The sequence below is a fragment of the Aeromicrobium sp. UC242_57 genome (genome assembly GCF_044452305.1).
Taxonomy (GTDB): Bacteria; Actinomycetota; Actinomycetes; order Propionibacteriales; family Nocardioidaceae; genus Aeromicrobium.
Map to the genome: position 1 here is coordinate 344,252 of NZ_JBIOAM010000003.1, position 16,075 is coordinate 360,326.

Sequence of the window (16,075 nt, forward strand, 5' to 3'; positions counted from 1 at the left end):
GTCAGCTTGGGTGCCACCCAAGGATCCGACCCGCGCAGCACGCTGTCGCCCAACAAGGTCACGATCGAGGACCAGGCAGACTCGGCCGCGTTCTGGAACCAGTTCGAGTTCACGGGGCTCGGCGCCGTGACGCTTCCCGCCGGCGCTGACCAGGTCAAGGTCGACGTGTACGACGGCAGCGCCTGGGTCGACGGCACCGCTGCCGCCACGGCGGCACTGCCGACCGGCGTCGACGACGAGGACGTCCAGGGCATCCGGTTCACGTTCACGCGCGCCGACGGTGCGCTGTTCTCCCAGACGGTTCCGGCTCCCAACTGGACGGCGTCGGGCGCCTTCACGGTCACCCTGCGTGAGACCTACCGTGACAGCGGAGAACCGGTGACGTTCGACCACACGGTCGAGAACACCCAGACCTCGCAGTCGACTCGTACCGACGGCAACGACTCCGCGGCCAAGGACGCCACGGCCGAGATCGACCTGAACCTCGGCACGCACGAGATCGCCGTCAACAAGCTGACCAACGAGGGCAACCGACTGGCCAGCGCCGGCACGGCTGTGCCGTTCGACCTGACGATCAAGAACGTCGGCACCGGCTACCTGACGGTCGACGGCTGCGCGACGTGCTGCCGACCGAGCTCGCCTACACCGGTGATCCGGCAGCGATCTTCACGCCCGATGCCGACGGTCTGCTGTCCGACGACGTCGAGATCGGGTCGAGCCCCGACGGCAAGACCCTGACGTTCACCTGGCCCGAGGACGGTCAGCGCATGAAGCCGGGCGAGACGTTCAAGATCCGGCTCTTCCTCGAGCGCTGCCGCGGACTCGCATCGGGCCAGACCGCGACCAACACCGTCACGGTCCAGACCGCGCAGAGCTGATCGGCTGCCGCAACACGGTTCGAGGGCGGCACCTGACGTCCGACTGGGCCGACGACAAGCACACCTGCGGCACGACCGACTACGTCGGCACCGTCGTGGGCGCCAACCTCTACACGGTCAAGGGCGTGCGGGGATCGCTGCCCGGCGCCTACCGTCCCGGTGCACCGTCTGCGGTGTGCACGCCGAGCCTCAATGCCACGGGCGGCAGCTACTTCCGTGCGCCGTGTGTCGCGAACAGCCAGATCGACGGCACCGATGACTGGGTGCTGCGCAACGTCAACTCCGGCACCGTCACGGTCGACGAGATGACGATCTTCGACCAGCTGCCTGCAGCTGGCGACAAGATGCTGGTGTTGGGGCGAGACGCGCGGCTCGCAGTACCGGCCCGAGATGGTCGCCGACTCGCTGCAGGTCAACGCGCCGGCAGGGACGACCCAGACCATCGAGGTGACGTCGAGCGCCAATGCGTGCGTCGGCACCTGGGCCGATCTGACGACCCCAGCCGGTGTGCGAGCAGAGCGGTGAGGTGTGGGCGGCCGTCGACAGCTCGACCGACTGGTCGACCGTGACCGTATCCGGGTGCACCTGAACTTCCGCACCAGCACCAAGGGATTCCTCGATCTCGGCGAGTCGGCCGACGTGACGTTCTCGACGGTCAACAAGGCCCAGACCGATGGCGAGCCGCGCGGTGCCTCGACGAGCGTGCCGGCGACCGACCAGCTGGCCTGGAACCAGTACGGCGCCAAGTTCAAGTACACCGGCGCCTCGGTGTTCCGCAAGATCGCCCAGCAAGGTCGGCGTGCACCTGCGCCTCGGCCAGATCGAGGTCACCAAGGACGTGACCGGCCCGGCGTCGCAGTACGCCCCGACACGTTCAAGGCCGATGTCATCTGCACCGCCGGCGAGGTCGAGCTCGACCTGGGCGACGATGCGACGATCGAGCTCACCTCCGACAACGACTACACGGTGCGCATCCCGGGCATCCCGGTGAGCCAGGACGGCACGTCCTGCACCATCACCGAGCAGGGTGAGACCGGCGAGTTCGGTGAGACGTCACGCGACGGCTCCCCGGTCACGCTGCAGGTCACCGACCTGACCGATGTGTCCGAGGACGCTGACGACGAGGAGATCGTCGAGTCGCAGACCGCGACGATCACCAACGACTACCAGTTCACCGGCCTGTCGGTGACCAAGAAGGTCGACACGCAGGCTGGCGGTGCCGAGTTCGGTCCGTTCACGTTCAGCGTGAAGTGCGAGTCGGCGCTGGGTGATCCGGGTGCTGTTCACCGAGGTCGACGACACGCTGACGTTCACTCTCGAGGACGGGGAGACGTGGACTGCTCCGGCCGACCGAATCCCGGTGGGCGCCTCGTGCGTCGTCACCGAGACCGACCGCTTCTTCGCCGATCACATCGTCGTGACGGGTGACAACCTCGTCGACAACGGCGACGGCTCAGCGGTCGTCACACCGGGCATCGAGGCGGCAGCCATCGAGTTCACCAACGCGTACGACGCGGGCACCGTGACGCTCGGCAAGGTCGTCGACGGTGACGGTGCGGCGCTGTACGGCACCGGCACGTTCACCTTCGCCGTGAAGTGCGACTACCACGGACAGACGCCGTACGACGGTGGCTCGAGATCCTCGGTGGCGGCACGACGACGCTCGGCCCCTTCCCGGCTGGCACCTCGTGCGTGCTGAAGGAGACCAAGGCCGCCGGTGCCACGAGCACGGTGCTCGATCCGGCCGATGGCACTGTCACGGTCCCGTCGCCCGACGAGCCCGAGGGCATCTCGAACATCGCCCTCACGGCGACCAACACCTTCGACCTGACGTCGCTCGATGTCAAGAAGAAGGTCACCGGCGACACGTCCGTCAAGGGGGCGAAGGGTCCGTTCGAGGTGAGCCTGGTGTGCACGTGGCTCGTCGACGGCGAGCGGGTCGACCTGACGGTTCCGGGTGGCGAGAGCCGCAAGCTCTCGAAGGCCAATGGCTTCCGTGCCAGCTTCACCGAGCTGCCGTCCAGCGCCGAGTGCGCCGTGACGGAGACCGACGCCAAGGGTGCCGACGTGACCTCGATCGAGGCCGACGTCAAGGGCAAGACCAGCAAGGTCAAGGGCGACGAGATCACCGTCGACCTGTCTGCGACCGACGGACCCGATCAGGCACTCGTGACGATCACCAACCGGTTCAAGTCCGATGCGGGTACCGCGCCGGAGGACATCGACGACAACAACGGCATCCTGCCGGGCACCGGTGCAACCGGGAGCCTGTGGACGCTGCTCGGTGCGCTGCTGCTGATCGGCGGAGGAACTGCGATGGTCAGGCGCTCGCGCAAGGCCTGACCTAGACGAACCGGGGTGTGGCGAGATCAAGCCGCCACACCCCGGTTCAGTTCCAGTGCTTGCGGCGGCGGACCAGCACGACCGGCAGCAGGATCAGTGCGACGATGGCTGCCCAGGGGCAGCAGGACACCGATCAGCTCGACGACGTGGTTGACCGTCGAGACCAGGGCGTTCCAGCCATCTCGTAGACCGCCGGTGAATCCACCCGGCTCGACCGTGTCGACGCGTGTCTTCTGCGCGAAGTCGACCGAGATGCTCGACAGCTCGACCTGACCGGCCAGCGAACGCTTCTGCGACTGCAGGCTCTCCAGCTGTTCCTGGCGTTCGGTCAGCGCTCCCTCGGCGGAGATCACCTCTCGGCTCGTGTCGGCCTCGGCGAGGATCGACTGCAGTCGGTCGACCGAGATCTGCAAGGCGTCGATCCGGGCGTCGAGGTCTTTCGACACCGACGTGACGTCCTCGTTCTGCAACGAGACGTTGCTGACCGTTCCGTACGAGCCGAAGCTGCTTGATCATCGTCTGCACCTTGGTCGACGGCACCCGCACCTGCAGGGACGCGCTCGCGTCATCGCCGCTGCCGTCCTCGGTGCGGCTGTCGACCCGCCCGCCGAGGCTCTCGACGTATGCGCTGAGCTGGCCGGCGCTGCTGCGTGGCTTGGTCACCGTGACCGAGACCGAACCTGTCGTGATGACCTGACGGTCGGCGTCGGGCGCGGCCAGCTCGTCACCGCCCGAGTAGCGGCTGTCGAGCTGGGCGCCACCGGCATCCGGGGCACTCTCGCGCTGCGATGTCAGTGAGTCGTCGGTTGCGATCGGCCTTGACCCCAGGACCTGGATCCCGACTGCGCCGAATCCGACCACCAGCACGCTCGCGGCCACCAGGCCCGTCGCGCGGCGGGTGCGACGCCTGCGTCGCCACTGGTCTTGGTCGACGGTGTACATGATGCTGGCGCGCATCCGCTCGATCCGGTCGTCGTCGAGTGTGGGTGTCGTCATGATGTCTCCCTCATGGGGCGCAGATCGGCGCGCAGCCGGTGGCGCAGTCGTGAGATGCGGTTGCGGACGACGGCGTGGGTCACGCCGAGCGTGGGCTGCCATCTCGTAGGTCTGGTCGCCGGCGACGCACAGCTCATATAGTCGTCGGTCGAGCGGGCTCAGTGCGGCGGTGGCCTTGTCGATCTCGGCCCTGACCTGAGCGGCCTCGACCTCGTCCTCGACGGTGCGCCTGGCTGCGAGGTCGGGGTCGAGCTCGGTGACTCGTCGGCGCCGGCTGCTGCGGCGGGCATTGAGCGCGGTGTAGCGGGCGGTCACGAGCAGCCACGGCAGCACCGACTCGTCGACGAGCTGGATCGTGTCGATCTTGCGCCACATCGTGACGAAGGTGTCTTGCGTGACGTCCTCGGCCTCGCGGTCCTCGGCCACGACGCTGTACGCCTGCCAGTAGACGGGACGCACGTGGCGGTCGTACAGCGCGCCAAAGGCGCTGCGGTCGCCGGTCGCGGCGCGTGCCAACAGGTCGCCATCCCCGGGAGGATGGTCAGGAGTGGTCGTCGCGGTGATCACTCGGCGGCTCCGATCTGTGCTGGCGCAGGACGCCTTTTCCTACAGATGTCCGCTCCAGCCCCACCGTCTCATGATCGATCGAACTTTTTCTGGCATCGAAACCCGGCGCTGAGGTTTTTCGGCCTCGCAGACCCCGGCGGGTGAGATGATCGCCCGGTGAAGTCCAGCGCGGTGATCGGGTCGATCCTGGGGGGTGTCCGCCCTGTCGGGTCTGCTGGCGGGCTGCTCGGGCGAGGCTGCTCAGACGCCGGTCCCGGCCGCGACGTCATCAGCCGTGACGTCGACGCCGTCGCCCGAGACAGAGCTGCCGAAGGCCAAGTTCAGCCGGACGATGTACGCGACCTCGACCCTGAAGGCGTCGACGCCGCTGATCGACGACTGTCGTGGGCCGGTCGCGATCCAGCTGCGCGGCGACCGGCCGGTCCTCGTCGCCGAGCACGACTACTGCGGCGGGGAGGAGTGGATCCCGCGCCTCGCGGTGGGCGACGCGAGTTGAGCTCGGCGGCGAGGGCCTCACGGCAGGTACCTATGTCGTCACGACGATCGAACGCGCGCCACGGGGCACCACCCGGGTCAGCGAGTTGCCCGACGCCGATGCGGTGCTGCAGACCTGCATCTCGACGACCGAGCTCGTGCTGGTCGCGGTCGAACGACTCACCCCGGACAGCACGGCGTCCGCCCGAGCATGACGGTCCTCCTGGTCAGCTGCCTGCTGATGGCAGCGGCGTTGACCGCCGCATTCGCATCGCGATGGTCGTGGGCAGGGGCGGTCGGGGCAGCCACGATCGTGTCGGCGGCGACGCTGGCCGGAACCATGGCGGTTCTTCCGCTGCTCGACGTTCCGCTCGTGCCCGGGCTGACGGGCCTCGTGGTGGTGGTCAGCCTCGTGGCGGTCGTAGTGCTGCTCCGATCGGGCCGACCAGTGCGGTGGAGTCGTGACACCACCTGGTGTGCCGCAGCGACTGCCGTCGTCCCGCTCGGCGCGGCCGTCGCTGCAGTCGTCGGGCGGGCCCGTGACGTCGGACCATCGTGGGCGTTGTGGAACGACGGGATCTACCACCTGACCGGAACGCGCCAGATCCTCGCCGACGGAGGACTTGTCTCGGCTCATGGCAACCGCGATCCGCTCGCCAACGAGGTGCTTGCGGTGGCGACCGCACCGGGCAGGGCAGCCGTCGACCCCCACGAGCTGCTCGCCTTCGACGCGGGACGTCAGGCGCTCGTCGTGATGCTGCTCCTGGTGTGGATGAGCGTCCTGGCCTCGGTCATCGTCGCGACCGGCATCCCGGCCCGGCACCGTCGGCTTCGCGTGGCGGCCGCGATCGGCGCCGGACTCCTGCCGTGGACCTGGTTCATCAGTGGCTTCGCTCTGCGGTTCGGCTTCATCAACGCGCTCGTCTCGATCGTGATCCTCCTGGCAGCCTGGCTCGTGTGGGTCGAGGCGCCCAGCTCACCGACCTCGGCCTCGGCGCTGCTGATGCTCGCAGCCCTGGCCTTGCTGGCTGCCTGGGCGGTGCTGGCCGTCGTGCCGATGGCGTGGGGAGCCTGGATCATCTCGGCGCCATCGCCGGGATCACCTGGCGCTCCGCGGTGCGTCAGCAGCATTCTGGTTGACCGCGCTGGCCGTCTCTGCCGCGTACGCCCTGTGGGTCACCGCCCCCACGGTCAGCCGGTCCGGCGAGGTCGGTCTGACGGCAGAAGGTGGATTCTTCGACTTCGCGCCCTTCGCGCCGTCGTTGGTGCTCGGTGTCCTGCTAGCCCTCGCGCTCCTGACGACGCGATCGACCGGAGACACGTGGAGCCGCACGGGAGCACTCGCGCTCGGGGTCGCCGCCGCGGTCGGTCTTGCCGCTCTGCTGCGTCAACGCCTCGGCGCCGACGTGTCGTGGTGGGGCTACTACCCGCAGAAGTATGCGTGGGTGCTGTGCGTCCTTGCAGTGGTCATGACCGGACGGTTCGTCGCCCAGGCGGTCAGCGTCGACCTGCGACGACGCCGCGACTCGATCGCGGCGCCACTCGTCGTCGTCGGTGCCGCGCTGGCGGTGATGCTGGTGGCACCGCCTTCGGCATCACCGCTCGTGGCACCGGGCGTGCGGCAGGTCGCGCCGGCACTGACGATCATCGACGCGGAGCACGGCACGCTCGCCGATGACCTGGGATATCTGTCCAGTGCTGCACCCGTCCTGTTCGCTCACTCGGGTCCTGGTGGACCTGTCGTGCTGTCGCGCTACCTGACCGACGACGTGACCGAGGACTGGGTCAACGAGTGGACCGTCGAGATCGCCCAGCAGGAGGGCAGCACGGTGTCGCGCCGTGACGTGCAACGCCTCGACCTGCGTCAAGCAACGGGTCTGTGCGAGCTGTTGGCCACGTCCGATCGTCCCGTCAGGGTGCTCAGCCGCGACGCCGGACTTCGCGATCGGGTCGCCGACCAGTGCCCGGAAGAATCGCCCATTTGGACCCTCGACGACTGATCTGGGTGGTAGGTTCCCGGCAGGGGGAGCCGTTCGGGTGTCAGGCCGGACGGGGGAGTGAGGAGCGCTGCGCGGGCCCGGGAGACGTCCGTGCAGGTTTCGCAACTACAGGGAGAAGTTGTGAGATTTGGCAAGAATGTGTGTTCGCGACGGCGGAGCCGTCAGCCTGAACACGGTGCGGCGATGGTCGAGTTCGCGCTGACCCTGCCCATCTTCCTGGCGCTGGTCTTCGGCGTCATCAGCTACGGGTACATGCTGAGCTTCCGCCAGGCCATCAGCCAGTCAGCAGCCGAAGGGGCCCGGGCCGCAGCCGCCACGCCGCCCGGCGTGACTGATGCAGTGCGCGCGACCAAGGCGACCGCAGCGATCAACAACGCTCTTGGCGGCTACGGCATCACGTGCACGTCGGGTCTGCTGCGCAAGGACAGCACGACCGTCGGGACGTGCGCGGTACCGCCCGTCGCACCCTGCCCCAACGATGCGACCCGCCGCTGCGCGACCGTCACCGTGATGCACGAGTACCGCGCGCACCCGCTGATCCCGAACTTCCCGGGACTGGGCTTCTCGCTGCCCGAGAAGCCGCCTATACCTCGGTCATCGAGGTCGGCTGATGCTGGCGAAGTCGCGCGAGGAACGCGGCTCGATCCTGCCGATGACGGTGTTCCTCGTCGTCGTGGTGCTGACGTTCACGGCCTTCGCCGTCGATCTCGGCATCAAGCGGGTCGCCCGCAGCGACATGCAGGCCGTGGCCGATGTCGTGGCTCTCGACATGGCGCGCAAGATCAACGGTCGCTCCCGTGCCGTGATCGAGGCTGATCCTGCCTGGCTCGTCGCTCGCGACCGAAGCATCGCGCGCAACAAGACCACGGTGGGTTCGACGCCGGTAGTCCAGCTCGTTCTCGGCAAGGTCGATCCGATCACTGGGGCGTTCTCAGCGGTCTCGACCGGTCAGAACCCCACGGCCGTCAAGGCGACGGCCACGAGCAGCGTGGACTTCGCATTCGTCAGTGGCAGCGGAACGGCCGCGCGGTCCGCGATCGCGACAGTCGACCCGGGTGTGTGCTTCTCGGTGGGGTCGTTCCTCGCATCACTCGACACCAACGAGAGCGCACTCAACTCGATCCTCGGCGGGATCATCAGTGCCGACCTGCGGGTGCTGAGTCCGGCCGGCGTCGCGACAGTTCGAGGTATCGAAGTGCCGTTGCTGGGCATTGCGACCGAGCTCGGCGTGGGAACCGCAGACGCTCTGCTGGCCCTGCCCCAATTGACCGTTGCCAGGTTCATCACCGCGATGGCGGCGGTACTCACCCGTCAAGGCAACACCGCGCAGGCGAACTTCCTCAACGCGATCGCGCTGCGAGTTCCGACCGCCAACCTCAACCTGGCCGACATCCTGAGCATCGCGCCAGGCAACAACTCGGCGCTGAACCTGAACGTCAGCGTGCTCGAGCTGCTGGGTGCGTCACTGTTCGTCGCCAACGGCACCCATGCGATCGCGATTCCAGACCTCGGACTCAATCTCGGCCTGCTCAACGTGGCAGCCAAGGCGACGATCATCGCGCCGCCGAAGACCGCCTGCGGGGACTAGGAGCCAAGGCGACGTCATCACAGGTCGCCGTCGACCTCACGACTGCCGTGGGTGGCATCGTCAGCGGACTGGCAAGCTCGACGATCCGGCTCCGGCTCAGTGTTGCCTCGGCAACGGGCACCCTGGCCGCGCTGCGCTGCGGCTCCGGCTCGCAGATGGACTCGATCGACGTCGATGTCGTCACGGCTCTGGTCAAGGACCTGGCCCTGCACCTCGACCTCAAGGTGCTCAACGTGCTCGGGCCGCTCGTCTCGGTCGGGGCCGATGTCACGGCACCGAGCGTCGGGACGGCATCGCCGCATGCCGTGACGCTGACTTATCCGGCTGCGCCTGGCCTTCCAGAGCCGCAGTCGGTGGCCGGGCTCACATCGCTCAACCTGGCGAATCTATCGATTGCTCTGACGCTGCCGCTCGACCCCTTGGGGCTGTTGTCCTCGCTGCTCGGCGGCATTCTCGGCGCGGTCGTGAAGCCCTTGCTGGTGGCGCTTGACCCGTTGCTGGTCGGCCTGCTGACGCCGCTGCTGCGACTGGTCGGTGCCAATCTGGGAGGTGCCGACGTGGCAGCGGCCAGCCGGATCAACTGCGACTCGCCCAGGCTTCAGGGTTGATGGACTCGGCAAGGTTTCAGCGCGGCCGTATCGTCGCGCTGTTCTTGGTTGCCGGCCTCGTGCTGTGGGGACTCCTGGCGGGAGCCCCGTCCGGCGAGGGGGCGTCTGACGGGCCGGCCGATGCCGATCTGCGGCTGTACTCGGCGATCAGTGACCGCATGGCCTCAGGTACTGGCTACTACGCGGCGGTGGCTGCGGAGCAGGCCCGGCTCGGTTATCCGACCCGGCCGGTCGTGACGGTGCGCGAGCCCACCTTGGCCTGGCTCATCGACGGCGTGGGTGGGCCTGCCGTGACGCGATGGCTGCTCGTGGCTCTCGCGACGGTCGCCGCAGCCGTCACGATGATCCGTCTACGGGCCATGACTTCGTCGCTGACGGTCTGGGGATGCGCCAGCGTCCTCGCGGCGCTGTCGTTCGCCCTGATGGCCTCGGCCGACCTGATCTGGGTGCACGAGATCTGGGCCGGGATGCTGATCGCGCTGTCGGTCGGCCTGCGGACACGCAGCAGCTGGGGCACCAGCGTCGCCATCGGTCTGGCGGCGGCACTGGTCCGTGAGCTCGCTGCGCCGTACTTGGTGGTCATGCTCGTGCTCGCCTGGCGCGACCGTCGACGACGTGAAGCAGCGGGCTGGGCGATCGCCCTCACGGTCTGGGCGGCCTTCTACGCCTTGCACGCGCTGCGGGTCGCCGACCTGGTTCCCGCATCGGCGCAGTCGTCACCCGGCTGGATCGACATGGACGGGTGGCCGTTGTTCGTCGAGATGATCCACTCGCGCTCGCTGCTGGTGCTGCTGCCGTTCTGGGTCTCGGCGGTCCTGGTGCCGTTGGCTCTGCTCGGCTGGTGGTCGTGCCGCAGTGGATATGCGTTGCGAGTCGCCTGGCTGCTCAGCGCCTACGCGCTGGCGTTCTCGGTCGTCGGTCGAGCCGACACGACCTACTGGGGCTTTCTCGTGGCGGCGCTGGTGCTGCCCGGTCTGGCGATGGTCCCGAAGGTCCCGGGACGTCTGGCACAGAACCGGGACCCTGGCCGCCGCTCGGTGGGTGAACTCACGGAATTCCGGGCGAGTTCACGCTCAGGACCACGTCAAGATAGTCCGAACTGACTACTCCAAGATGACCCGATCGGATCGTGGCGGGACGGACTTTATGCCCTAGGTTCTTCGGTAGGGAGCGTCACCATCCGGTGACGGGCATCACAGCAAGAGGGAGAATTTCTATGTTCGTCTTGGCATCCATCATGTCGTACGTCGTCAATCTGGAAGAGCGTCGCAAGGACGACAAGGGAGCGACCGCCGTCGAGTACGGCCTGCTCGTCGCCCTGATCGCCGCCGTCATCATCGCTGCAGTCCTGCTGCTCGGTGACAAGATCAACGACGCGTTCGGGGATGTGAACACCGGCTCGACAAGGCCTAGGTGACCCGCCCAGGCTGGTGCCGGCGGTCTCGGGACGCCAGCACCGGCCGACGGTGACGCATCGGGAGAGTGCGTCGCCGCAGGGGGGATCTCGCAGTATCGCTTCACGTCTAAGGGAGTAGATGGTGAACAAGAAGATCGCTGCCGTCGTGGCAGCGCTGGTGCTGGCCTTGCTGGGCGTCGTCGCACTCGTCAGCTATGCCAGCAACGCCGATGACCGGGCGCTGGAGAACGTCGAGCTCGCCACGGTCCTGCAGGTCACGACCAGGCTCGAGCCGCTCGCCACCGTCGAAGCCGTCCGCGACAGCGTCGACGAGGTCGAGATCCCCAAGCTCGCCGTGGTTCCAGGTGCCCTGACGAGTCTCGACGAGGTCGCCGGGCTCGTCACCGCCAGCGTCCTGGTGCCGGGAGATCAGCTCACCGCCGCCAAGTTCGCCAAGCCCGATGACGTCGTCGGCGACGTCAAGCTGCCGAAGGGAAAGCAGGAGCTCACGATCCCTCTGGCCGGGGCGCGCACCGTCGGCGGCGCATTGGCCGCAGGCGACAAGGCCGGTGTCTTCATCAGCGACGACGGCAAGACCGCCAACCCGATCAACGAGCTCCTGCTGCTGCGGGTGCAGGGCGTCGTGGCCGAGGACGGCACGGCCGGTGAGCCGCTGCTGACCTTCGCGGTGTCGACCCGCCAGGCCCAGGCCATCGTCCACGGCATGGAGTTCGGCAAGGTCTGGCTCAGCAAGCAGGACGACGACACTGAGCACGCCGACAAGAAGACCGTGACCCAGTCGGACGTGGCGCCATGAGCATCGCGCTGATCGTCGGCGGGAGCGACGACCTGGCCCGCCGGATGTCGGGCGCGATCGGTCATCCGACCGTCGCGCTGGGCGCCGAGGCGGTCGTCGCCGACGGTGCCAGCCTGTTGCGCGGACTCGATCCAGCAACGCTGCCCGAGGCGATCGTCTTCACCGACGAGGTGCCGCTGGCTCGTGCGTTGTCAATGGCCGACGAGGTCCGGGCGGTACGCCCCGACATCGACATGGTGCTGATCGCCACAGCCGAGCGCGACGTCATGCGCGATGCGATGCGGGCCGGCATCCGCGACGTCGCGGCCTCGATCGAGGAGCCCGTCCTGCTGGCGGGGCTGCGCGACCGCCTCGACGCTCGGTCGGGCGGTGCCCGACTGGCCGCGATGACGCCGATGCCGCAGCCGCCGATCGACTTCACCTCGCGCACCGTCGTCGTCGTGTCGCCCAAGGGCGGCGTCGGCAAGACGAGCGTCTCCAGCAATCTGGCAGTCGCGCTGGCCAAGCAGTCGCCCATGGAGGTCGTGCTGCTCGACCTCGACCTGCAGTTCGGCGACCTGTCGACGGTGCTCGACCTCGAGCCGATCCACACCCTGGCCGATGCCTTCGGCGCCGCGGCGCGCGACAACCTGCTGCTCAAGACCTATCTGACAGTGCACCCGACGGGCTTCTACGTCCTGTGCGGGGCCGACTCGCCGGCCGCCAACGACAAGGTCGGCGGTGAACAGGTCGTCCAGCTCATCCGACAGCTGCAAGATCAGTTCCGCTACGTCCTGATCGACACCGCAGCAGGTCTCGACGATGCGACTCTGGCGGCGCTCGAGTGCGCCGACGACGTCGTGCTGATGTCGACGATGGACGTGGCCTGCCTGCGGGGGGTGCGCAAGGAGATCGAGCTGCTGACCGAGCTGTCGCTGCTGCCCGACTCGCGGCACGTCGTGCTCAATTTCGCCGACAAGCAGACCGGCCTGCGCGTCAAGGACGTCGAGGCGATGCTCGGGATGCCGGTCGACTTCGTGCTCCCTCGGGCCAAGGAGGTCCCGGCATCGGCCAATCGGGGGGTGCCGCTGCTCGCGAGCGCCAAGAGCGGCCCGTTCGTCAAGACCGTCAAGGCGCTCTCCAAGCGCATCGACGACCGGGCGCGTGCCTCAGAAGAGAAGCGCGGCCACCGCCGGATGGAGGTCGCATGAGGCTCAGCGACCGGCTCGAGGCCAAGCGGGATGCCCGCGAGAACGCGCTGCTGGCGATCGACTCCGAGATCGTCCCCGACCGGGAGGAGGACGTCTCCCCGGTCGGGGACGCCTTCGCCGAGCTCAAGTCGCGGGCCTCGGAGCAGCTGTTCGACCGGCTCGGCGTGCGCATCAGTGACGCCAGCCTGACCGAGGACCAACTGCACGACCTGGTCCGTGACGAGCTGACCGAGATCATCGCGACCGAGCAACAGCGCCTGAGTGCCGATGAACGTCGCCGGCTGCTGCGCGACATCGAGGACGATGCGATCGGGCTGGGGCCGTTGCAGCGGATGCTCGACGACGACTCGATCACCGAGATCATGGTCAACCGCTTCGACAAGGTGTACGTCGAGCGCCGTGGCCGGCTGACGCTGTCGTCGGCCCGGTTCAGCTCCGAGGCGCACCTGCGCCGGATCATCGAACGCATCGTCGGCAAGGTCGGTCGCCGTATCGACGAGTCGTCCCCGCTGGTCGACGCCCGACTGGCCGACGGCTCGCGCGTCAACGCCATCATCCCGCCGCTGGCCGTCGACGGCTCGTCGCTGACGATCCGCAAGTTCTCCAAGACGCCGTTCACGGTCAGCGACCTGGTGGGCTTCGGCACCATGACCGAGCAGATGGCGCACCTGCTCAACGCCTGCGTGCAGGCCCGGTTGAACATCCTCGTCACGGGTGGCACCGGCACCGGCAAGACCACGTTGCTCAACGTGCTGTCGCGGTTCATCCCGGCCAATGAGCGCATCGTGACGATCGAGGACGCGGTCGAGCTCAGCCTGCAGCAGCCGCACGTCGTCCGGCTGGAGAGCCGTCCACCCAACATCGAGGGCTCCGGCGAGGTCAAGATCCGCGACCTGGTGCGCAACTCGCTGCGCATGCGACCGGACCGCATCGTCATCGGGGAGTGCCGTGGTGGCGAGGCGCTCGACATGCTGCAGGCCATGAACACGGGTCACGACGGCTCGATCTCGACATTGCACGCCAACACTCCGCGCGATGCCATGGCCCGGCTAGAGACGCTGGTGCTGATGGCCGGCATGGACCTGCCCCTGCGGGCGATCCGTGAGCAGGCCGCATCGGCCGTCGACCTCGTCGTGCACATCTCGCGGTTGCGTGACGGCAGCCGCCGGATCAGCCATGTCACCGAGGTGCTGGGACTCGAGGGCGACACGATGGTCATGCAGGACGTGTTCTTGTTCGACTTCGCCGCCGGTGTCGATGCCCATGGCCGGTTCTTGGGGACGGCTGTGCCGACCGGAATCCGGCCCCGCTTCAGCGACCGCTTCGAAGAGATGGGCATCGCCTTCGACTTCGACCACCTCGTCGACCATGGTCGGACGGCGGGACGATGATGTTGCTGCTGCTCGGGCTGGTCCTCCTGGTGGGCGCGGTCGCCCTCGGCTACGTCGCGGTCGCCGGCGTGCCCGAGGCGCGGGTCTCGAAGGAGCGCATCGCGGCGTACTCGGTCGCCGAGCGCCGATCAGTCCTGACCCGGATGACAGATACGGCGGTGGCGCAGGTCGAGCGGTTGCTGAGCAGTCGCGGCTGGCGCCCGTTCTCGGCCAGCGAGCTCGAGCTCGCCGGAGTCCGGATGTCTGCTGCCTCGTTGGTCGTCATGATCTCCAGCTTCTCGGGTCATCGCCTTCGCCGTCGGCCTCCTGCTGCTTAGCAGCGTGTGGCTGGCGGTGCTGCTGGCGGTGCTGGTGCCGCTGGTCTGGAAGGCCTTGCTGAGCATGCGGGCCAGCGGGCGCCGCAAGAAGTTCGCCGACCAGCTCTCGCAGGCGTTGCAGATGATCGCCGCGGCGCTCAGGGCCGGTCACAGCATCACCCGCGCGATCGAAGCCGTCGCCCAGGAGGCCGAGGCGCCCATGAGCGAGGAGTTCGCGCGAGTCGCCAACGAGGTGCGGCTGGGGCGCGACCTGGTCGAGGCGCTCGAACAGGTCGCGGTGCGCATGGAGTCAGAGGACTTCTCGTGGGTCGCCGGTGCCATCAGCGCCCAGCGCGAGACGGGAGGCAACCTCAACGAGATCCTCGAGCAGGTCGCCGAGACGATCCGCGAGCGCGGACACATCCGCCAGCAGGTCAGGTCGCTCTCGGCAGAGGGTCGTATCTCGGCCTACATCCTGATGGCCCTGCCGGTCATCATCGGCATCTACTACGCCCTGGTGAGCCAGGAGGTCATGGGCGCCTTCGTCGATTCGGGCATCGGCAAGCTGCTGCTCGCCGGAAGTCTGCTGCTGTACGTGCTCGGTGGCTTCTGGATGCGTTCTGTCGTGCGGATCGAGTTCTGACATGGGCTTCCTGCTGCTCGGGATCGTGCTGATCGCCGCTGCCTTCGTCTGCGCTGCCGCGGCGATGGGCCTCATCACGGTGCCCAACGGGGCGATGCAGCAGCGGGTCCGAGCCTTCTCGTCGAGCGTCGAGCACACCGCGCGCAGCGCACGCACGTCGGTCGGGAGCGAGTCGAGCCTGCTGGCGCGATTGACTCCGGTCTCGATGCTGGAACGGATCGAGCGCAACATGGTGCTCGCAGGCCGACCGGAGGGCTGGTCGCGCGGACGAGTCATCGTGATGAAGCCCGTCGGCGCCCTGTGCGGTCTGCTGTTCGCGATCATGATCGTGTCGAAGAACGACAACCCGATCTGGCTGCTGGTGGGCCTGGGTGCGATCGTGCTCGGCTACTTCGTGCCTGATCTGCTGATCTACAACGCGGCGATCAAGCGTCAGGAGCAGATCCAGAAGGCGTTGCCCGACACCCTCGACCAGATCGTCATCTCGATCGAGGCAGGTGTCGGCTTCGAGGCAGCGCTGACCCGGTCGGCCGAGAAGGGCACGGGGCCGCTGGCTGACGAGTTCATCCGTCTGATCCAGGACGTGTCCTTGGGCATGTCGCGGCGCGAGGCCTATCTCGCGCTGGCAGGGCGGACGTCTGTCGACGAGCTGCGCACCTTCGCGCGCGCGATCGTGCAGGCAGAGCAGTACGGCGTGTCGATCGCCTCGGTCGTCCGCACCCAGGCGCCGGGAGATGCGGATCTCGCGCCGTAGTCGGGCCGAGGCCCGAGCGCAGCAGGTTCCGGTCAAGATCCTCTTGCCGTTGATGCTGTGCGTGCTGCCCGTGCTGTTCATCATCGTGTTGGGCCCACCTGTGGTGAACGCCTACGCGATCAACTAGACCCCGC

20 protein-coding genes and 4 pseudogenes are annotated in these 16,075 nt (G+C 67.9%); 19 read left to right on the forward strand and 5 right to left on the reverse strand.

What is annotated here, in order from left to right; translation table 11 throughout:
• Window positions 1-6: 6 nt before the first annotated feature.
• The 5 genes and pseudogenes from ACHMWU_RS11700 to ACHMWU_RS11720 all read left to right on the forward strand — a co-directional run.
• The gene (locus ACHMWU_RS11700) at window positions 7-738 is read left to right on the forward strand and encodes a hypothetical protein (RefSeq protein WP_396043848.1); all 732 of its coding nucleotides are present in this window, start codon (window positions 7-9) and stop codon (window positions 736-738) included.
• A gap of 235 nt (window positions 739-973) precedes the next feature.
• A complete protein-coding gene (locus ACHMWU_RS11705; RefSeq protein WP_396043850.1) occupies window positions 974-1,447 on the forward strand; it encodes a hypothetical protein in 474 nt (157 codons plus the stop codon).
• Window positions 1,448-1,646: 199 nt separating this feature from the next.
• On the forward strand, window positions 1,647-2,306 hold the full coding sequence (locus tag ACHMWU_RS11710; RefSeq protein WP_396046680.1) for a DUF5979 domain-containing protein: 660 nt from the start codon (window positions 1,647-1,649) through the stop codon (window positions 2,304-2,306).
• A pseudogene (locus ACHMWU_RS11715) lies at window positions 2,230-2,645 on the forward strand (DUF5979 domain-containing protein); the annotation flags it as partial. The gene ACHMWU_RS11710 and the pseudogene ACHMWU_RS11715, both read left to right, overlap by 77 nt.
• A gap of 81 nt (window positions 2,646-2,726) precedes the next feature.
• Window positions 2,727-3,221 (forward strand): annotated as a pseudogene (locus ACHMWU_RS11720) (DUF5979 domain-containing protein); the annotation flags it as partial.
• Between the two features lie 26 nt (window positions 3,222-3,247).
• Here ACHMWU_RS11720 and ACHMWU_RS11725 read toward each other — a convergent pair.
• A complete protein-coding gene (locus tag ACHMWU_RS11725) occupies window positions 3,248-3,667 on the reverse strand; it encodes a DUF4349 domain-containing protein (protein ID WP_396046682.1) in 420 nt (139 codons plus the stop codon).
• Between the two features lie 52 nt (window positions 3,668-3,719).
• A pseudogene (locus ACHMWU_RS11730) lies at window positions 3,720-4,784 on the reverse strand (sigma-70 family RNA polymerase sigma factor); the annotation flags it as partial.
• A gap of 193 nt (window positions 4,785-4,977) precedes the next feature.
• On the opposite strand from ACHMWU_RS11730, the gene ACHMWU_RS11735 reads away from it, so the two are divergent.
• Complete coding sequence (locus tag ACHMWU_RS11735; protein ID WP_396043852.1) at window positions 4,978-5,280, forward strand: hypothetical protein; 303 nt, start codon at window positions 4,978-4,980, stop codon at window positions 5,278-5,280.
• 30 nt (window positions 5,281-5,310) lie between these two features.
• On the opposite strand, the gene ACHMWU_RS11740 is transcribed toward ACHMWU_RS11735, so the two are convergent.
• The 3 genes from ACHMWU_RS11740 to ACHMWU_RS11750 all read right to left on the reverse strand — a co-directional run bounded on the left by ACHMWU_RS11740 (window position 5,311) and on the right by ACHMWU_RS11750 (window position 6,389).
• Window positions 5,311-5,442, reverse strand: a complete 132-nt coding sequence (locus ACHMWU_RS11740; protein ID WP_396043855.1) for a hypothetical protein — start codon at window positions 5,440-5,442, stop codon at window positions 5,311-5,313.
• Window positions 5,439-5,600, reverse strand: a complete 162-nt coding sequence (locus tag ACHMWU_RS11745; RefSeq protein WP_396043857.1) for a hypothetical protein — start codon at window positions 5,598-5,600, stop codon at window positions 5,439-5,441. The genes ACHMWU_RS11740 and ACHMWU_RS11745 overlap by 4 nt, the downstream gene beginning before the upstream one ends.
• A 396-nt stretch (window positions 5,601-5,996) precedes the next feature.
• Window positions 5,997-6,389, reverse strand: coding sequence for a hypothetical protein (locus ACHMWU_RS11750; protein ID WP_396043859.1), 393 nt, complete (start codon window positions 6,387-6,389; stop codon window positions 5,997-5,999).
• 5 nt (window positions 6,390-6,394) lie between these two features.
• Here ACHMWU_RS11750 and ACHMWU_RS11755 point away from each other — a divergent pair, with 5 nt between their 5' ends.
• The 13 genes and pseudogenes from ACHMWU_RS11755 to ACHMWU_RS11815 all read left to right on the forward strand — a co-directional run bounded on the left by ACHMWU_RS11755 (window position 6,395) and on the right by ACHMWU_RS11815 (window position 16,068).
• Window positions 6,395-7,258: a hypothetical protein gene (locus ACHMWU_RS11755; RefSeq protein ID WP_396043861.1), complete on the forward strand. Its 864-nt coding sequence runs from the start codon at window positions 6,395-6,397 to the stop codon at window positions 7,256-7,258.
• A 183-nt stretch (window positions 7,259-7,441) separates the two neighbouring features.
• Window positions 7,442-7,549, forward strand: a pseudogene (locus tag ACHMWU_RS11760) (TadE/TadG family type IV pilus assembly protein); the annotation flags it as partial.
• Window positions 7,550-7,910: 361 nt separating this feature from the next.
• On the forward strand, window positions 7,911-8,846 hold the full coding sequence (locus ACHMWU_RS11765; protein WP_396043863.1) for a pilus assembly protein TadG-related protein: 936 nt from the start codon (window positions 7,911-7,913) through the stop codon (window positions 8,844-8,846).
• Between the two features lie 47 nt (window positions 8,847-8,893).
• Entirely contained in the window at window positions 8,894-9,454 is a 561-nt protein-coding gene (locus tag ACHMWU_RS11770; RefSeq protein ID WP_396043865.1) for a hypothetical protein, read from the forward strand.
• 44 nt (window positions 9,455-9,498) lie between these two features.
• Window positions 9,499-10,557: a hypothetical protein gene (locus ACHMWU_RS11775; protein WP_396043867.1), complete on the forward strand. Its 1,059-nt coding sequence runs from the start codon at window positions 9,499-9,501 to the stop codon at window positions 10,555-10,557.
• A 113-nt stretch (window positions 10,558-10,670) separates the two neighbouring features.
• Window positions 10,671-10,871, forward strand: coding sequence for a Flp family type IVb pilin (locus tag ACHMWU_RS11780; RefSeq protein WP_396043869.1), 201 nt, complete (start codon window positions 10,671-10,673; stop codon window positions 10,869-10,871).
• 121 nt (window positions 10,872-10,992) lie between these two features.
• Window positions 10,993-11,667, forward strand: a complete 675-nt coding sequence (locus ACHMWU_RS11785) for a hypothetical protein (RefSeq protein ID WP_396043871.1) — start codon at window positions 10,993-10,995, stop codon at window positions 11,665-11,667.
• A complete protein-coding gene (locus ACHMWU_RS11790) occupies window positions 11,664-12,857 on the forward strand; it encodes a CpaE family protein (protein ID WP_396043873.1) in 1,194 nt (397 codons plus the stop codon). Before ACHMWU_RS11785 ends, ACHMWU_RS11790 begins: the two co-directional genes overlap by 4 nt.
• Complete coding sequence (locus ACHMWU_RS11795) at window positions 12,854-14,248, forward strand: CpaF family protein (protein WP_396043875.1); 1,395 nt, start codon at window positions 12,854-12,856, stop codon at window positions 14,246-14,248. Before ACHMWU_RS11790 ends, ACHMWU_RS11795 begins: the two co-directional genes overlap by 4 nt.
• On the forward strand, window positions 14,245-14,565 hold the full coding sequence (locus tag ACHMWU_RS11800; RefSeq protein WP_396043877.1) for a hypothetical protein: 321 nt from the start codon (window positions 14,245-14,247) through the stop codon (window positions 14,563-14,565). The genes ACHMWU_RS11795 and ACHMWU_RS11800 overlap by 4 nt, the downstream gene beginning before the upstream one ends.
• Window positions 14,566-14,569: 4 nt before the next feature.
• Window positions 14,570-15,187 (forward strand): type II secretion system F family protein, encoded by a 618-nt coding sequence (locus ACHMWU_RS11805; RefSeq protein ID WP_396043879.1) that lies wholly within the window; start codon window positions 14,570-14,572, stop codon window positions 15,185-15,187.
• 1 nt (window position 15,188) lies between these two features.
• Complete coding sequence (locus tag ACHMWU_RS11810; RefSeq protein ID WP_396043881.1) at window positions 15,189-15,941, forward strand: type II secretion system F family protein; 753 nt, start codon at window positions 15,189-15,191, stop codon at window positions 15,939-15,941.
• Window positions 15,922-16,068, forward strand: coding sequence for a hypothetical protein (locus ACHMWU_RS11815; RefSeq protein WP_396043883.1), 147 nt, complete (start codon window positions 15,922-15,924; stop codon window positions 16,066-16,068). The genes ACHMWU_RS11810 and ACHMWU_RS11815 overlap by 20 nt, the downstream gene beginning before the upstream one ends.
• The last annotated feature ends 7 nt before the right edge of the window (window positions 16,069-16,075 follow it).